The following is a 16,665-nucleotide window of genomic DNA, read 5'->3' on the forward strand; positions in this document are numbered from 1 at the left end:
GTCTACGTAGTGCCAAACGCTAAAAACTATGGTACCAAGCTCGCCACTGGGAGTTACCCAATCATCGAGAGTTGTTGCCCGATAAAGTGACAACCTTAACCGGCAATTGATCACTTTTACGGAACGGCTATACTGAACTTGCTGCCCGCTGTTAAGAATGACAAAAGGATTATCAAGTGCCCATTCCCTCTGTCCCGGAAACACCCACAAAAACGCTCCTGGTCAAGGAGTGGGAGCAAAGGTCTATCACTTTTGAAGTCGTCGCTTGTTCGGAACTGTGGGACCACCTGCCTCCAGATTTACATCAACAAATTCAGCACGCCATCCAACGGCCTTTAGAAGCAGATCAGGAGGTGCTTTTTATTAGTTTTGACGGTCTGATGGACAAGCGCTATAGCGCCTTTTTATTAACCGAATATGAACAAGCGGCTTTGTTTTATGAAAAAGACGGTGATGTCACCAATGATTTTATTGGCCTGCTATCACCGTTAAAGCTTTGGGAGTTTTTAGAAAGCTTTCCGAATATTTATCGACACCTTAGTTAGGTTGCTTGGGTCCACTATCCCAAAATCATTAATCAGGACAGTTTTTCTGAATAATCGCTTTGATTTCGTTGAGCGTCCTAACCGCCTGATCTTCTCGTACGATGCAGTCATCAAGTGAACCATAATGCTGTTCCAGGCATTGCAACAAAAGATCTTTAACCGCCAGTTTATCGGGCTCCACAGGCAAGGTACTTTCAAAATAAAGCTTCTCTAACTGCTTTTCTTTTTCAACAAAATACTCTTCAACTCTATCCAGACTCCATTCTCCGCGGCGAATAGCTTTCAGCTGCTCCTTATTACGGGCCAGATCCAGATCCCCTTCTATCAGTATCTGCTCTACTTCATTAAGTAAACGAACCACATGATAGGCAAACTTGAGGTCATATCCATACTCATCAATGACCTCCTTTCGTTTACCCACTGCCTGTTTAGATTTCATTCTGTTCACTTGCGCATAAGCATAACCTTTAAACCTTGGCCAACAGCCTTTATGCAGAAAAATATGCCGCTGTTCTCTAACCATTTCCCCGATAGAAGTGCTGTACAGAATACAATTTCTGGGAACAAACAAAGAATCAATAATATTAGGATTATTCTCCAACAGAAGCCTGAAATACTTAACGATCGAGTAAACGGTCAAGTCATATTCCTGCCCTTTTCCAGCTCGTGCTGATTTATCAAGCATGTGGTGTTGTTGTATCTGTTCAAAACTGGGACCTGCTTCATCAAATCCCGGCATTTCTCCTCGTAGATGAGGAAACACCCAATCCCTTGGAGGAATCGCAAAACCATAGACATCCATGTCAGACTTATCTTCAGCAACACCGTAGGCAATGGATCCCATCACCACTTCATACTGGACCCCGGTCGACAAAAATTTCGGTGGAGACTTAAGCAATCCTGCTTTAATCAGGTACGCTGTTTTACAACTCATTGTCTTTTCCCTAAGTAGGCATCGACCCTCAGGTCTTTGCCATATTCACTATCTACAAGCAGTCCTGGATTTTATTATCACCTGCTGACTGCTTTCTAACTCGCTCTTTAAATACACGGGTATAACTGGCAATAGCAGCAATCCGCTTACGCCTTATTTGCTCAGCCAGCCCCTTGGCCTCATACCCTTGTTGTATCAGTGATGTTATTTCAACCCCTCTGGCAGCCTCATTACAGGCACGCAAGAATGCTGCCTGAGGATAAGGTTGGTTTTCCAACCCCTTACGCCCCTTCGCATCCGCTTCACACGCCTGCGAAAAAAACGCTAATCTCTCCGGCCTGCGAATCGCATCCACTGCCTCTAATAAACGCATAACACTCCTTGGACGCATTTCCATGCATTTATGACAACGTAGATGATGCTCAGCAACCAGCTCAGCTAAGGCTGTATAGTTTGCAGGCACACAAAAACGCTCACAAACAGCGGCCACCAGAGGAACCCCCTTTATTTCATGGCATATATGTCGTGGCCACTCCTCAGCCGGAGTAACGCCTTTTCCCAGGTCATGCAACAACGCGGCCCAGCTGACTAGCGGCGTGTCAAAATGTTGTTTCGCATAATCAACCACCAGCATAACGTGATCACCGGTATCCACTTCCGGGTGATGCAAAACAGGCTGAGGAACACCAAACAGTCGGTCCAGCTCGGGCAAGAGTACCTGAAGCGCTCCACAAGCCCGTAACACATGAAAGAAAACACTGGGTTTTGATTCATTTAAAGCTCTTACCATTTCCTTCCACAGCCGTTCAGCAGCTATGGATGCAACCGCCCCTGATTCCACCAGCTGTCTCATCAGATCCAATGTCCCATCATGAACCTGAAATCCCAGGTCTGCATAACGGGCAGCGAATCGAGCGACACGTAAGACTCGAAGAGGATCATCAGCAAAAGAGCCAGATACATGTCTTAACAAACCAGCCGCTAGGTCTTCTCTACCGCCGTAGGGATCAACATAGGTCCCTTCAGCCGTTCTAGCGATAGCATTGATTGTAAGATCCCGGTGAAAAAGATCCTCCTCCAGGGTAACATCCACCCCAAATTCGTATCTGAAGCCAGCGGTGCTTTCTCCTTTACTCAACGCTCTTCTGGCGAGCGAATACTCTTCCTTGGTGTGTGGATGCAAAAAACAAGGAAAATCACGCCCGACCTGCTGATAGCCCTTAGCTATCAACTGTTCGATTGATGCGCCGGTGACGACCCAGTCTCTATCTGAGACTGGAAGCCCCAACAACGAGTCACGAACAGCGCCTCCAACAAGATATTCCTTCATCACTACTTCCTGTACCAATTAGTTCAAATATTCAACGGGAAAAATCTATTCAGCCAGAAGGCCCAAGTAGGTATACAGAACCAAACCCGCTGATTGGAAAACTCTCCCAACCCTTGTCAAAGCTAGCCGTCACACTGCTCACTTATATTCCTGCTATTGGACCAGGACCTGCCAATGGTCCTCATTAATCTGGATTAATTGAATATCGATATCGAGGAGCTGCTTGATAACGTCAATATTAGTTCTCAAATGCTGGCTTGGTAGCAGCGTGCTAAAGCAGCCCCCTTTGCCCAAAGCCATAGGTAACACCAACTGATCAGCCAAATACTCACCGACGGTTACCCTAGCCTTGAGGTACCGCTTCATCTTGCGAATTGCACGACCCGCCACTCTTTCCGCACTGACATTAAGCTCCCCTACGGTTTCAAAAACTTCCGTTAACTGATCCCGCTCCACACGTAATGAAACAATGTTTCCTGGGCCCACCGAGTTCACCAGATTCTGATGAAGGCTCGCTCTCGGCCAGTAGCATTTACGGTGAATTTGTTCCAATTCCCGCTCAGTAACATGCTTAGGTATTCTGGCTGAGGTCGCCATTGCTGATTGACAACGTATTTCTCCATCGTCCAGCATCGATAATGATGACATGCTGCCTGTTGGGTTACTTTCTCTCTGCAATGGGTAGATTTTCGCCCGCCATGCACCACCACCGGCAGGATAAAAGCCATACCTTTCCAGGGATACATCAACTCGACAGCCCATTTTTTTTGCCACGGGAAGAAAACACTGCTCGATAAAGTCAAAACTTGGCGCCATACCATTATGTGTACCGCCCTCAAAATACAATTCGCTCACCTCATCAGCCAACAGCAGGGGCATTAAAACTGTCTGAAACAGTAAGGTAGTGCTACCTGCTGATCCGATTGCAAAGCGGTATTCACCGGATTGCACCGGCCCTGGCACGAAAGTCACGGTAGATGACCCCAGTTCAGCACCTGTAACTTCCGCTGCACATATTTGTTGCGCCGCTCGAAGACATGCCAGATGTTGGCGAAGCAGTCCTGTTTTTTTTCTTCCAGCCCTGATGTTTTTAATACGAACAGGCTTTCCCTGGCACATGGCGATGGTAAGTGCTGTTCTGAACACCTGACCACCGCCCTCTCCTAACGCACCATTAATAACCTCCGGAGCTATTCCTACACTACTCATTTTGACTAATTCCCTTTGGGCAAATCCGCCCTTTAACTAACCTTTAACACAGACAACCTGTTTAAGGGTATAAACAACTTCCACCAGGTCTTTTTGCGCAGCCATCACTTTTTCAATGGGCTTGTATGCAGATGGGGTTTCATCAATTACAGCCTCATCTTTTCTGCATTCAACATCAGCAGTTGCCCGAAGGTGTTCTTCAAGAGAAACCAGTTTTTTTGCCTTGGTACGGGACATCACTCGTCCAGCACCATGGCTGCAACTACAAAAGCTCTCCTCATTTCCCAGCCCTCGAACGATAAACGAACGAGCCCCCATGCTACCGGGAATAATACCCATTTCTCCTTCCCTGGCGCGAACCGCACCTTTGCGCGTTACCAATACATCCTTACCATAATGATGTTCCCGAGATACATAGTTATGATGACAGTTGACGGCTTCCAGTCGAGCTTCAAAATCAAACCCTAGTGAATCTCGTACCGCTTGAATAACACGTTCCATCATCACTTCACGGTTTATTCTGGCAAAGTTCTGAGCCCACTCAACAGCTTCAACATATTGGTCAAAATGCTCAGATCCCTCTGGTAAATAGGCTAAGTCACTATCCGGTAAATGAATATGCCATCGCTCCATATCCTGCTTGGCTTTCTCAATAAAATGAGTTCCAATACGATTTCCGACTCCCCGTGATCCACTATGCAACATGAACCAAACTCGCTGCTGTTCATCAAGACATACTTCTATAAAGTGATTGCCTGTTCCCAGTGTTCCCAGATGATTGAGGTTGTTAGTGTTCTTTAGAACTTTGTGCTTCTCACAAAGAGAGTCAAATTGCACGGACAGCGAAGCCCAGGCTGTCATCACATCATCCGGAGCATTCGCCCAGGCTCCCTTATCTCTTTTCCCTCTGTTTCGAACAGATCGTCCATGAGGCACTGCGGATTCAATTGCTGATCGAACCGCTGCCAAATTGTCTGGCAGATCTTTAGCACTGATACTGGTTCGCACTGCCATCATTCCGCATCCGATATCGACTCCGACAGCGGCCGGAATAACGGCACCCAGGGTTGGCACAACACTACCAATAGTCGCACCCTTACCCAAATGAACATCCGGCATGGCTGCTACCCATTTATGGATAAACGGCAGTTTTGAAATATTTTTTAGCTGTTGCTTTGCCTCAGTCTCGAACGGAACGCCATGGGTCCAGGACTTAATAGGAACACCACCATCCTGCATCACTTCGTAAGATTTCTGAGTCATAGGTCTAATCCTTTAATTAGCGGCTCTTTTTGCCTTGTTACGTCACTTTCCGTACGGTTTCACTTGTGCGTACTGATTCACTTACACTGTCCTGATATTAAGCAAATAAAGAGCCACTTTTTTAAAAAACCAACAACAATAATTATATCCAATTGTATTTAAAGAACTAATTATTAGTTTTCGAATAAATCATGCCCCAACACAACAAAATCTTTAAGACTAAAAATATATCTTATTAGATAGAAGTATATCTTTATCGATATATTTTATTTATCCTATTTCCTATGAAAACAGTAGTCATCAGCATTCTCGGCACCACGATGGACCGCCGTGGAAAAGGCAACAAGCGTTGGGAGAAATGGCGACCAACAGTCTCCATGTGTCAACATGACGATTTGATTGTTGATCGACTGGAGCTTTTATTTGACAACCACGCACAAACACTGGCCAATCAGGTAACTGAAGACATTCGCCATGTCTCTCCTGAAACGGAGGTCGTTTACCGCTCCATTAAATTCAGCGCTCCCTGGGATTTTGAGTCAGTCTACGGAGCATTACTTGATTTTGCGCTTAGTTATCAATTCAACCCCAATGAAGAGCGGTATTTAATTCACATTACGACAGGAACTCATGTTGCACAGATATGCCTGTACCTGCTGACAGAGGCAGGTTACTTACCGGGACAGTTATTGCAGACCTCACCAGCAAACCGTGATAGCCAACAACCGGGGCAGTATCAGGTTATCGATCTTGATCTCTCCAAGTACGATCAAATCGCATCACGCTTCAGAAAGGAACACCAGGAAGGAACAACTTATCTGAAGGGCGGCATCGAGACTAATAATATGAAATTCAATCGGATGATAGAACAGCTGGAGCAGGTTTCTATCCGATCCAGTGAACCGATTCTGATTACAGGCCCTACCGGCGCTGGCAAGTCAAAACTGGCTCAGCGAGTATTTGAGTTAAGAAAACAACGAGCAAAGCTTGACGGTCAGCTGGTGACAGTCAACTGCTCGACCCTCAAAGGAGAAAACGCGCTATCCACGCTGTTCGGTCATAAGAAAGGCGCTTTTACCGGAGCAATCACTGATCGGCCAGGGTTATTACGAGAAGCAAACAAAGGCTTGTTATTTCTGGATGAAATAGGCGAGCTGGGTCTGGATGAGCAAGCGATGCTCCTCAGAGCCATTGAAGATAAACGCTTCACCCCTTTTGGTTCCGACACAGAGGTGTCCAGCGAGTTTCAGCTGATTGCAGGCACCAACAGAGATTTAATCACGCAAGCCAGGAAAGGCTTGTTTCGTGAAGACCTGCTGGCGCGGATAGACCTATGGACCTATCAGCTACCCTCGCTGAAAGAACGACTGGAAGATCTGGAACCCAATATTGACTACGAGTTAGAGGCCTTCTCCAATAAAGCTGGCTTTCTGGTAAATTTCAACAAGGCTTCCCGAGACTGTTACTTGGCCTTCGGCCTCTCTGAGGATGCACTTTGGAGTGCTAACTTCCGCGATCTTAATGCCAGCATTACTCGCATGGGGACACTGGCTGACGGCGGTAGAATCACCTTAGATGTGGTTAACGAGGAGATCAAACGATTAAAACTGAAATGGTGCGCTGGTGATCATTGGAACGAATCTGCAAAATCCAACACTGCAAAAATCACGATTGAATCAATTCTCGGCCAGGGAAGCTGTGAAAAGATTGATCATTATGAACAGCTGAGCCTAGCTGGCCTGATCGAAACCTGCCAGGCGTCAAACTCAATGGCTGAAGCTGGTCGAAAACTATTTAATGTCAGTCGAGTCACAAAGAAATCACACAATGATTCTCACCGGGTAAAACAACTGCTTGAAAAGTATGCTATTCGATTTGATGACTTGAAGCGGCAATAGCCAGAGATTGCAGATCAGCTTTATAAGTCATTTTTTTCCGCTTCCAGTTCGAATGAGACGCTTAACTCTCAAAACAGCTGGTATTCAGGTATTAATACAGAACTCACAGGCGATATTAAGATGCGTTTGTTCAGTCAGGTAACCACCCCATGAAGACAATATTAATTACTGGCTGCTCCAGCGGCATTGGTCTGCATTGTGCCACTCAACTTAAACACCAGGGTTACCGAGTTTTTGCTACCGCGAGAAAGCCAGAGGATGTTCGGAAACTAAAATCTCAAGGATTTGAAAGCCATCAACTGGATCTGGATGATTCCGACTCTATCCAGAAGGCGGTCGCCTGGGTATTTGAGCTAACCGGGGGGCAACTGGATGCATTATTTAATAATGGCGCCTATGGTCAGCCAGGAGCCGTGGAAGATCTGACCAGAGATGTGTTGAGACAGCAGCTTGAAACTAATTTGCTGGGCTGGCTTGAGCTAACCAATTTGGTTATTCCAGCAATGCGTCAGCACAATAGTGGACGCTTAATAATGAACTCTTCCGTTCTTGGCCTGATATCAATGAAATATCGCGGCGCCTATAACTGCTCGAAATATGCTTTAGAGGGATTAACAGACACTCTTCGTCAGGAACTAAAAGGTAGCGGTATTCATGTTTCTCTAATTGAACCGGGACCTATTGAGAGCGATTTTAGAAAAAACGCATACGCTGCTTTTTTACGCAACATAAATACGGACGTTAGCGCTCACAAGAGCGTATATCTTGCTGTTAAACAACGGCTGTCCAACCAAAATGCTGGGGAGGAGCCCCCTTTATTTACTCTATCGGCCGATGCCGTTTTCAAGAAATTGAAACAGGCTCTCGAAAGCCCAAGGCCCAAAGCGAGATACTATGTAACCGTACCAACCTACCTTTTCGGAATTCTGAAAAGAGTACTATCAACCCGCTGGCTAGATTACTTATTAGTCAAAGTTGCCGAAGGGGAAAACAAGCAATAAACAAAAACCATAAAACAAACACAAGATACGAAGATCCAATAAAGTGTTTATTGAATCTTTAGCTTTACCTGAACTGCTCTGCCCAGTCTGCCAGCTCCAGGGATACTGCTTTGTCGTGTTCAGCCAAAAATGCCAGAAATCGGTTAGCGTTAGCGTCAACAACTTTATCCTCAGGAAAACTTAGAGATTCTGCCAATTGAACACAACGGCTTACATCACCAACATCAAAAGCTATATGTGCATCACTGGAAAAGGTAACTTTCCAATCCAGTTTCAGAACCGCTTCCAGTATTGCTGAACACTGCTTTTCACTTCCTTTACGGGAATGGGTGAAGGAGCTGTTGTTAATTTCTATAAGAACATTATTGTCTTTGGCCGCCCGAATCACTTCCTCATGATCAATAGGATAATTTGGATTACCCGGATGACCAACAATCTGACACAGACCTGTTTCTATGGCGGAAATCATCGCCTTGGTATGGGATTTTTTATCGCTGGGCTCAAACACCGGCTCATGGAAGCTAGCCACAGCAAAGTCCAGAAACGGAACCATCCCCACAGGTATATCCAGCGTCCCATCCAGGAGAATATTGGCTTCAATACCACGTAACAATGCAATGTTATTATGCACACGGGGCAGAACCTTCATATTACCAAAATGCCAGGGGTGCGGTGCATCAGGCATAGCCGGACCGTGATCGGTAATACTGAACAACTGCATCCCTTTTTGTGCAGCTATCTGCCAATAATCATGAACCGTACTGTAGGCATGGGTGCTAGCTACTGTGTGGCTATGGGTGTCGCAGAGAATTTTCATTTATCCCTTCCAAATTGGTTAGCACTCAAGATTAACATAGCCTGGAACCTCCAAGAAAAGGATCTTGTTCCAGATTTCATCGTCTGTTTGGTAATATCACCTTTCAGGCACTGATAAGCTGGGAGTCACTACCCAGTCAGCTTTCGCATTACCCACTCAACAGGGCCACGTCTAAATATTTTTGACCCTATCCACGCATAAATAGTCGCAGTCAGGCAGAATATTAAGGCCGCCAACATCGCCACTGTAGATAATTGATTACCGAGCATTCCCAAGGCTTCCAGTGTACCCATTCCGATTACAATATGAGCGATATAGAGCGTCAGGGTTTGTCTGCCTGCCGGAATCACAAATTTCAACAGTCCTATTCTTTCTAACCAGCCTGAAGCACTCAGGCAAATAGCGATTACAACTGAAGCAATGCTTATACCCGCTATCATATATAACGGCATTGGAGGCACGGGTGCCGTCGTCAGAAGGCTGCTCAACTCAACCTGATCCGTCCCTAATTGTGCCAGAAAAAAGCCCGATAAAATCTCGACTGTCACAAAAGCGATAGAACCTATAGCAAAAAGCCACAACTGAGTTGCTGTCTCTTTGAGTTGCAATCGGCTGAGCAGGATACCAAAGAGCAGGAAACTCAACCAAGGAAAGACGGGATGCCAACCATTAAAAAAAAGGTTCCGGATAAATCCCTGGGGTTGCCAAAAATCAGCATAGGTATAATTCACCCAGTCCCAGCCGGTGTCATAATCAAATAAAAACACCATGGCAACAAAGATTAGATTACACATTACTGTCAGTGAAACCAGTTGAATAGTTGATAACCTTATACAAAAAACACCAAACAAGAAATAAAAGGCGTAATAATGGAGAATATCTGCGTCAAATATTAGTGAATTGAGTAATCCAATCAGCAATAAAAACACTGCTCGCTTAATCGTTTGTACAACCGCCCGATTAGAATCTGAGCGCAAACTTTCGAGTCCTAGTCCTATACCTGCCAGCACGACAAAGGTCGCGGCTGCCTTTCCTTCAAGACTGGAGATTAATAAAGTTACGAATTCACCAGACGAACTTTCACCCCCCATTACAATATTGAAGTTAACTATAACCATGCCAACAAAGGCGATAAAACGTGCAAAATCCAGTCCATCCAATCGTTCATTCAGGCTATGTTTTTTTTCAGTAGAGTCAGTCATAACTGGGATGTCTTCAATTTCTTCGTGCCAAATTAGAGCAACATATTTCTATGTGCTTTCTGATTGTGATTTCACCGTCTGAAATGAAACGGTGGCTAGAACCGATGAGCCTTCATCCTGATAGTCAAATGTCCATTGCTGGCGACTACAGATGCGGTGAACCAACTCGAGCCCCAGCCCAAATCCGACAGGGGGTGAATCACTGAACTCGGTCGGGTTGTGGACCAACACGGAGTTAGCCGTGATCAGTAGCTGTATTTTACCTGGCGCGGAATACTGAAAAGCGTTACGAATAAGATTAGCCACGACCAGTTGCACCAAGGGCTGATGCTGTTTGATCCTTCCTCTCCCATCCACGCTAACGGTAAGATCCTTGCTGGTACCCAGATAAGCCAGGTCCTCCACCACCCCATCACACAATGCTTTAAGATCAATGTCAGATTTCGTTAAAGGATCAGTCGATTCTCTAGCCAGCCATAGCAGCGTGGTACTGGTCAGTTGCATGCTGTCGCAGGCATAGCGGGCACGCTCAAGTGGCCGAGCCTCGGGATACCGCAGGTCCAGGGTGTCCAGACTTGCCTGCAGTATGGCCAGAGGGGTCCGTAATTCGTGACTGGCATGACGCAAAAACAGCCGCTCCCTTTCATTGTAGGCCCCCAACCGATCCACCGCGTTTTCAAACAGGGATGCCAATTGATTAAGTTCAGAATAGCGATATTGCTCTCGAGGCGTAGCCTCTGCCGTTCCCAGCTTTTCCGCCCACCGGTTCAACTCCACAAAGGGCTGGCTTAACTGTCGCAGCCACAAGCTAGAGAGCGCAAACAACAACACCAAAAACACCGCAATAGCGATGAGGCTTTGATTGATGACTAACGAAATATACTCAGTTATCAGCAGTTCGATCTCTTCCGCCGGGTACCGATTGAGCAGATAAAGGGTCTTGCCACTGTTGAGGCTGTGAGGGAGTACCGAGAAATACCAGAGCTGCTGACTCTCAGCGTAAAATCCTTCCGTATATTGCTCGGGTGGAACAGCATCACTTGTTTTGGCCGCTGCATTTCTAATTGAGGCGGGCAATTGTTGCCAGCTTCGATAGACCTGTGACGTTGATATTGCCGAGGTTTCTGTCAGAGGGAGTTGTTCGAGCTGCCGTGCCGCAGTTCGAGCCTCTAGTCTGCCAGCAATCTCAATCACACTGTTAATGCCGTAAGTGTATTGATAGCTACTGATTGCCACCATTCCGATGACCAGGCAGAAACCCAAAATCAATAGCTTAGAGATCAGGTTTCGATTAAGTGACACTGCTATTTTTTGCATTCTCTTTTTGCCCCGGATAATCATGATTCAGGTGCAACAAGCTGCAGTCCCGCTGAAACACGGGTGCGCAGCATTGGTGTATCAAATGGCTTATCAAGTGCCTGACGCAGTTTGCTGAGCTGCACGTTAAGGTTCCCCGGTTCAATATCATCATCCCAGATCGAGAGTTCCAGCTCACGGCGAGGAACCACTCGGGGGCTTTGTTGGGAAAGATAAAGCAGAATTCGCCAACCTATAGGCGTGAGCTTCAGAGCCTGCCCGTTTCTTTTAGCCACTTGACGATCTAAATCCAGTTCCAAGGCCCCGACACTAATACTTCTGTCGGTACTCCGGGCAGACTGGGAACGTCTGACCAAGGCTTGCAGTCGAACCCAGACAACGGGCATAGAACAAGGCTTTACGACGAAATCATCGACACCGCTTCGAAACCCTTCCAGTTGGTCATCGGTAGCATCGAATGCCGTCATCATCAAAACCGGTGTAATCATCTTCGCCTCACGGAGGCGTTGACAGACCTCATAACCATTCATTTTTGGCATGTTTACATCAAGAATAATTACGTCTATTCCCGGTTGTTGTGCCAGCGCGAGACCGCTTTCACCGTTATAGGCAAAGTCGCACTCGGCACCGTTCAGCTCCAGATAGTCTGCCAGAGCACCGGCCAGCTGAATGTCATCTTCGATAATAAGCACTTTCATTGAGAGGTTGTCTCGGCTGTTGTTTTGTGTTGCCACAAAGTTGAAAAATCGGCACCAATCGCCAACAAGACGGGAACTAGAACCAGCGTTATTGCCGTAGCAAACAGCTCGCCGTATGCCAGGGAAACCGCAGCGGGTATCAGATATTGGGCCTGCTCCGATGTTTCAGACATTAGCGGCATCAGGCCCGCATAGGTGGTGATCGTAGTAAGGAATATCGCCCGTAAACGTTGCCGCCCGCTGTCCAGTAGTGCCCTATGGATATTGCTTTTATTACTCTGATTGTAGTGTGCGATCAATACGAGACTGTCGTTGACCACAACACCAGACAAAGCCATCATTCCGAGCATGGATAATAAGCTGATGGGCAAATCCAACCAGGCATGCCCGATGACCGCCCCGACAAACCCGAAGGGGATGACAGCCATGATAACCACCGGCTGAAAATAGCTTTTGAGCGGTATTGCCAGTAGCGCATAGATAGCAAGCAAGGATAACAGCAGCGCCTTAACCAGCCCCTGTTTAGCATCACGGCTTTGCTCAAGCTCCCCGGCTTCTGAAATCGTCAATCCAGGATAGTCAGCCTGAAGTGTTTGGAAGGTTGTGTTGCGCAAAACACCGATCACAGCCTCAGGTGAACGCTGGGTTTTATCTACCTTAATAGAAACAGCAGCATTGGGACGTCCGTTTTTGCGGATAATTTCTCCACGCTGATAACTCATTTCCATGATAGCGACTGCACTTAGTGGATAAGCTTTACCCTGAGCATCCCGAATCATAATATCGTTAAGATCAGCAACGGAATCCCTGAGTATTCGAGGGAAACGGAGCTTTACTTTGACTTCATCCGCCCCCCGCTGAAGGCGCTTTATTTCAATTCCCCCAAACTTGGCGGACAATTGACGAGCAAGATCTGCCTGTGTCAGCCCCCATTGCAGAGCTTCATCACGTATCCGAAAACGAAGCTGTGGAATTTCAGTTCGCAGATTATCCCGTACCTCCAATACATCGGGCTGGGCCTGGACGTCGGAGACTAGTTTATCCCGTGCTTCTGCCAATATGCGCAAACTGTCATGGCTCAGAGAAATTTTTGCAACAGAAGGTGCCGCAGACTCAGTGGCATTGAAGCTGAGGTTCCAGCTCCCCTGAAGCGATCCTGCTTTTTCACGCCAATCGTTCAACACCTGAGTTATTGATGGTCCATCAGCTACTGACCGCGATAACTCTGCAAAAATCAGAATTTTGTCTTCGAGCATCACGGTCAGTACATTAGCAATTAGCGGGTCAAGAACTGCAGAGCTGAGAACTAGAGTGCTATCATTTTGGCGACCACTAACATAAGCGTTATTGATGGCATCAGCCGCTGCAGCAAGTTGGGCTGCATTCTGACGTATCAACGTTAAGGGTGTATTGGCGTGGTGGTTGACTTCAATGGAAATCAAATTTCCCGGCACCTCTGGAAAGAATACGCTTCGCACCAACCCTTTCTCCACCATCGCAACACTGGCAACCAATAGGCTGACAAACAGCAACAACACCGAATAGCGATGACGCAATGACCAAGCTAACAACGGTAAATAAACACTCTCGGAAAAGCAATCCAGCGCTCGATTCACACCCCGCTGTATTACCCCAGGCTTTCCGATTTTGGTGTGTGCCAGGTGTGCAGGCAGGATCAATTTTGATTCTACCAGAGACATAATCAAGGCCGTTATCACCACCCAGGAAAAGCTGGCGAATAATTTGCCTGATTCATTGCTGAGTTGAGTCAAAGGGAAAAAAGCCGCGATGGTCGTCGCGATACCGAAAACCGTCGGGATAACTACCCGGTAGACACCTCTGGATGTCGCCACCAGAGCAGTTCCACCTGACTGGGTTCGACTGTGGTATACACTTTCCCCCACGACAACCGCATCGTCGACAAGAATTCCCAGCACCAGAATGAAGCCGAAAGTGGTAATTTCATTGAAGGTATAGTCAAGAAACGAAGGCCCCATAAAAAACAGCGTCCCCGCTATCGCCACGGGTAGTCCTGCGGCTACCCAGAGGGCCAATCGCAGATCCAAAAACAATGCAAGTAACAGGAAAACCAACACCATGCCCTGAAGAGCATTGTTCTTAAGCAAATCCAGCCTGTCATCAATATAGATACTCAGATCCGACCAGATCCTGATATCTACACCTTCAGGTAAAGTGGGTGTCAGAGTGGCTATCACTTTGTTAGCCTGCTCGCTCATCTGCTTGAGGTCGCTTCTTGCACTGGCCAGAATCTCTATCCCTATTGCAGGCTGGCCATTAAACAGTACCCTGTGGTCATGTTCTTCAAAATTGTCGGTGAGTGTTACGATATCCGACAACCGAACCAAGCCTCCTCCCTCAAGCCTTTTTATGACGATATCCGCCAATTCCCTGGCGTGATAGACCTGAATATCGGCGATAAGGGTCAATTGACCCGTGGCGGTCTTTAATATCCCGGCCTTACTGGTAACCAGACTATGATTGACGGCGTCAGCGATATCAGTAAGTGTTAAGCCTAAAGATTGGAGTTGATAAGGATCCGTTTCAAGGGCAATTCGGTAGGACTTTTCACCCCAGATCTTGAGTTTGCTGATTCCAGGCTGATTCAATAGCGCGCGCTTAACTTCACGCAGTATACGCTGTCTGGTTTCCGTACTCTTGCCACCGGATATCTGTACGATTAGCGATGGATAACTGAACACTTCCTGCTCAATTACCGCCCGCTCGGCCTGTGTGGGCCAGTCTTCTATGGCATCAATCCGCTGACGTACTGCAAGCGCCAACTTGTCGAGATTGAAGCCATCCTTGCGGACAACCCGAACGTAACTTAGCCCGTCTTCCGAGCGGGAGTGAAGGTTTTTTATACCTTCGACCCCTTCTAAGGCGCGTTCAATTTTATAGGACAGCCCTTCGTCTACCTGTTCCGCGTTGTGACCGATATAGAGCGTTGTTATACCGATGCTGTTTGCCGGAAGCTTGGGTAATGCCTCCGATCGCATCGTGCTCAGGCTTAATACGCCAGCTACCAAAATAAATAGCATCATCAAATTTGGTGCCACCGGGTTACGAATAAACCAATTAATCATGTTCATTCCCAGGCACATAAGCCAATCCAGAGGTAAACAGGGACTGCACTTGTTGACCCTCTTTCAATCCCCCGTACGCAAATCGGATAATTTGATGCTGCCCGGCCCGAGGAGCAGTCACCACCAGGGTATCGCCCTCACTGCTCACCAGTTCAGGGCGCCATAAATCCAGTTTTCCCTGTTTATCAACAAACCATACCGCTCCGGAGGGGTCATAGGCGGTTGCCGGAATCTTCAGACTATTTTTGACAACCGTCCCTTGGATCTCTGCTGTTACAAATTGACCGGGATCCGGGCCTTCAAATTCAAGATGGATTGTGCGCAGCCGACTTTGTCGATCAATATAGCCAGCCTGACGCACCTCCTTTATCTGCCACTGCTGCTTGCTGTAAGGGTCACTGACGGTGACCAAGGCCCGACTCATATCATCCGGCAATATTCGCCATTGTGTTTCACTCAGAAGTAATGAAAGGGTCCGCGCATGGCGGCTAAAAAAGGTCAGCAGTTCCTGTCCCGGCTGCACCGAACCACCCAAACTCACATTACGCTTGACGATAATTGCGTCATAGGGTGCACTGATTACTGTGCGTGACAATGCCAGTTTCGCTGATTCCAATCGAGCCTGGGCCGCTTTTAACGCGGCGTTCGCGTTCGCCACCACTGGTTTTTTCAAGACTAAATCGTTGCTGGGTTGCTTGCTATTTCCTGACAATTGCCAACCCCTTTCTGCCGCCTTGGCCTCGCTTTTTGCTTGAATAAGGGCCAACTCAGTTGCCGCAACCTGGGCTTGGGCATCGGTGAGGCGTTGATCATAAAGCTCTGGATCAATACGTAACAACACTTCGCCACGTATTACGGCACCTCCATCCTTTAACTTATCGGAGATAAAGGTCACCGCCCCCTCGACTCTTGAAACGAGCGTCGTTTCCCATTTTGCCCGGACTTCTCCGTGTATCACCAGTTTACGAATAGCGGCTTGCGTTTCTAATTGATAAACCTCCACCTCAGGCAACGGGCGTGGTACCGGTGCAACTCTGTTCGCGGTAGATGGCTCCTCAAAGTACCAGGCCATCGTCAATAGCAACACTCCACCAGTAATCACCAGGCTTAAAATACGTACAATGACTTTTTGTCTCACATGCCCCACCGTTAGAAATAGCAACCGCTCGACAGGCAGACTAAATCAAATGGTATTAACACAGTGTTAAGAACTGACGGAGAGATCGACTGGATTCGAACGAAAATGCTTATAAGAAAGTGCTTCTAAATAGAAACTATCCCTTGGCCAAAATAAACTTTGACGCCAAAAAATATCTACAATGAAAGGCCGGTGCGAGTGCTGCCAGG

The 16,665-nt window shown here is 47.1% G+C and carries 13 protein-coding genes; 3 read left to right on the plus strand and 10 right to left on the minus strand.

What is annotated here, in order from left to right:
- The first annotated feature begins 176 nt into the window (after positions 1-176).
- Complete coding sequence (locus tag BGP75_RS14410; RefSeq protein WP_076719513.1) at positions 177-545, plus strand: hypothetical protein; 369 nt, start codon at positions 177-179, stop codon at positions 543-545.
- Between the two features lie 28 nt (positions 546-573).
- Here the strand turns inward: BGP75_RS14410 and BGP75_RS14415 are convergent, their stop codons facing one another.
- The 4 genes from BGP75_RS14415 to BGP75_RS14430 form a co-directional block, all read right to left on the minus strand.
- A complete protein-coding gene (locus BGP75_RS14415; RefSeq protein WP_076719514.1) occupies positions 574-1,479 on the minus strand; it encodes a DNA polymerase beta superfamily protein in 906 nt (301 codons plus the stop codon).
- A 52-nt stretch (positions 1,480-1,531) separates the two neighbouring features.
- Complete coding sequence (locus BGP75_RS14420) at positions 1,532-2,809, minus strand: multifunctional CCA addition/repair protein (protein WP_076719515.1); 1,278 nt, start codon at positions 2,807-2,809, stop codon at positions 1,532-1,534.
- A gap of 153 nt (positions 2,810-2,962) precedes the next feature.
- Positions 2,963-4,018 carry an RNA 3'-terminal phosphate cyclase gene (gene rtcA, locus BGP75_RS14425; protein ID WP_076719516.1) on the minus strand — a complete coding sequence of 352 codons (1,056 nt, stop codon included), beginning with the start codon at positions 4,016-4,018 and terminating at the stop codon, positions 2,963-2,965.
- A gap of 36 nt (positions 4,019-4,054) precedes the next feature.
- Positions 4,055-5,281 (minus strand): RtcB family protein, encoded by a 1,227-nt coding sequence (locus BGP75_RS14430; RefSeq protein WP_076719517.1) that lies wholly within the window; start codon positions 5,279-5,281, stop codon positions 4,055-4,057.
- 284 nt (positions 5,282-5,565) lie between these two features.
- Between BGP75_RS14430 and rtcR the strand changes: the two genes are divergently transcribed.
- On the plus strand, positions 5,566-7,179 hold the full coding sequence (gene rtcR, locus BGP75_RS14435) for an RNA repair transcriptional activator RtcR (protein ID WP_076719518.1): 1,614 nt from the start codon (positions 5,566-5,568) through the stop codon (positions 7,177-7,179).
- Positions 7,180-7,328: 149 nt separating this feature from the next.
- The gene (locus BGP75_RS14440) at positions 7,329-8,180 is read left to right on the plus strand and encodes an SDR family NAD(P)-dependent oxidoreductase (protein ID WP_076719519.1); all 852 of its coding nucleotides are present in this window, start codon (positions 7,329-7,331) and stop codon (positions 8,178-8,180) included.
- Positions 8,181-8,244: 64 nt separating this feature from the next.
- On the opposite strand, the gene BGP75_RS14445 is transcribed toward BGP75_RS14440, so the two are convergent.
- The 6 genes from BGP75_RS14445 to BGP75_RS14470 all read right to left on the minus strand — a co-directional run bounded on the left by BGP75_RS14445 (position 8,245) and on the right by BGP75_RS14470 (position 16,456).
- Positions 8,245-8,997: a phosphatase gene (locus BGP75_RS14445; RefSeq protein WP_076719520.1), complete on the minus strand. Its 753-nt coding sequence runs from the start codon at positions 8,995-8,997 to the stop codon at positions 8,245-8,247.
- Between the two features lie 128 nt (positions 8,998-9,125).
- Entirely contained in the window at positions 9,126-10,199 is a 1,074-nt protein-coding gene (locus tag BGP75_RS14450) for a DUF418 domain-containing protein (RefSeq protein ID WP_076719521.1), read from the minus strand.
- A 48-nt stretch (positions 10,200-10,247) separates the two neighbouring features.
- Positions 10,248-11,516, minus strand: coding sequence for a HAMP domain-containing sensor histidine kinase (locus BGP75_RS14455; protein WP_143821070.1), 1,269 nt, complete (start codon positions 11,514-11,516; stop codon positions 10,248-10,250).
- A 20-nt stretch (positions 11,517-11,536) separates the two neighbouring features.
- Positions 11,537-12,214 (minus strand): response regulator transcription factor, encoded by a 678-nt coding sequence (locus BGP75_RS14460; protein ID WP_076719523.1) that lies wholly within the window; start codon positions 12,212-12,214, stop codon positions 11,537-11,539.
- Entirely contained in the window at positions 12,211-15,318 is a 3,108-nt protein-coding gene (locus BGP75_RS14465; protein ID WP_076719524.1) for an efflux RND transporter permease subunit, read from the minus strand. Before BGP75_RS14465 ends, BGP75_RS14460 begins: the two co-directional genes overlap by 4 nt.
- Positions 15,311-16,456, minus strand: a complete 1,146-nt coding sequence (locus BGP75_RS14470) for an efflux RND transporter periplasmic adaptor subunit (RefSeq protein WP_076719525.1) — start codon at positions 16,454-16,456, stop codon at positions 15,311-15,313. Before BGP75_RS14470 ends, BGP75_RS14465 begins: the two co-directional genes overlap by 8 nt.
- Positions 16,457-16,665: the final 209 nt, after the last annotated feature.

This window comes from Motiliproteus sp. MSK22-1 (assembly GCF_001968815.1).
Classification (GTDB): Bacteria; Pseudomonadota; Gammaproteobacteria; order Pseudomonadales; family Balneatricaceae; genus Motiliproteus.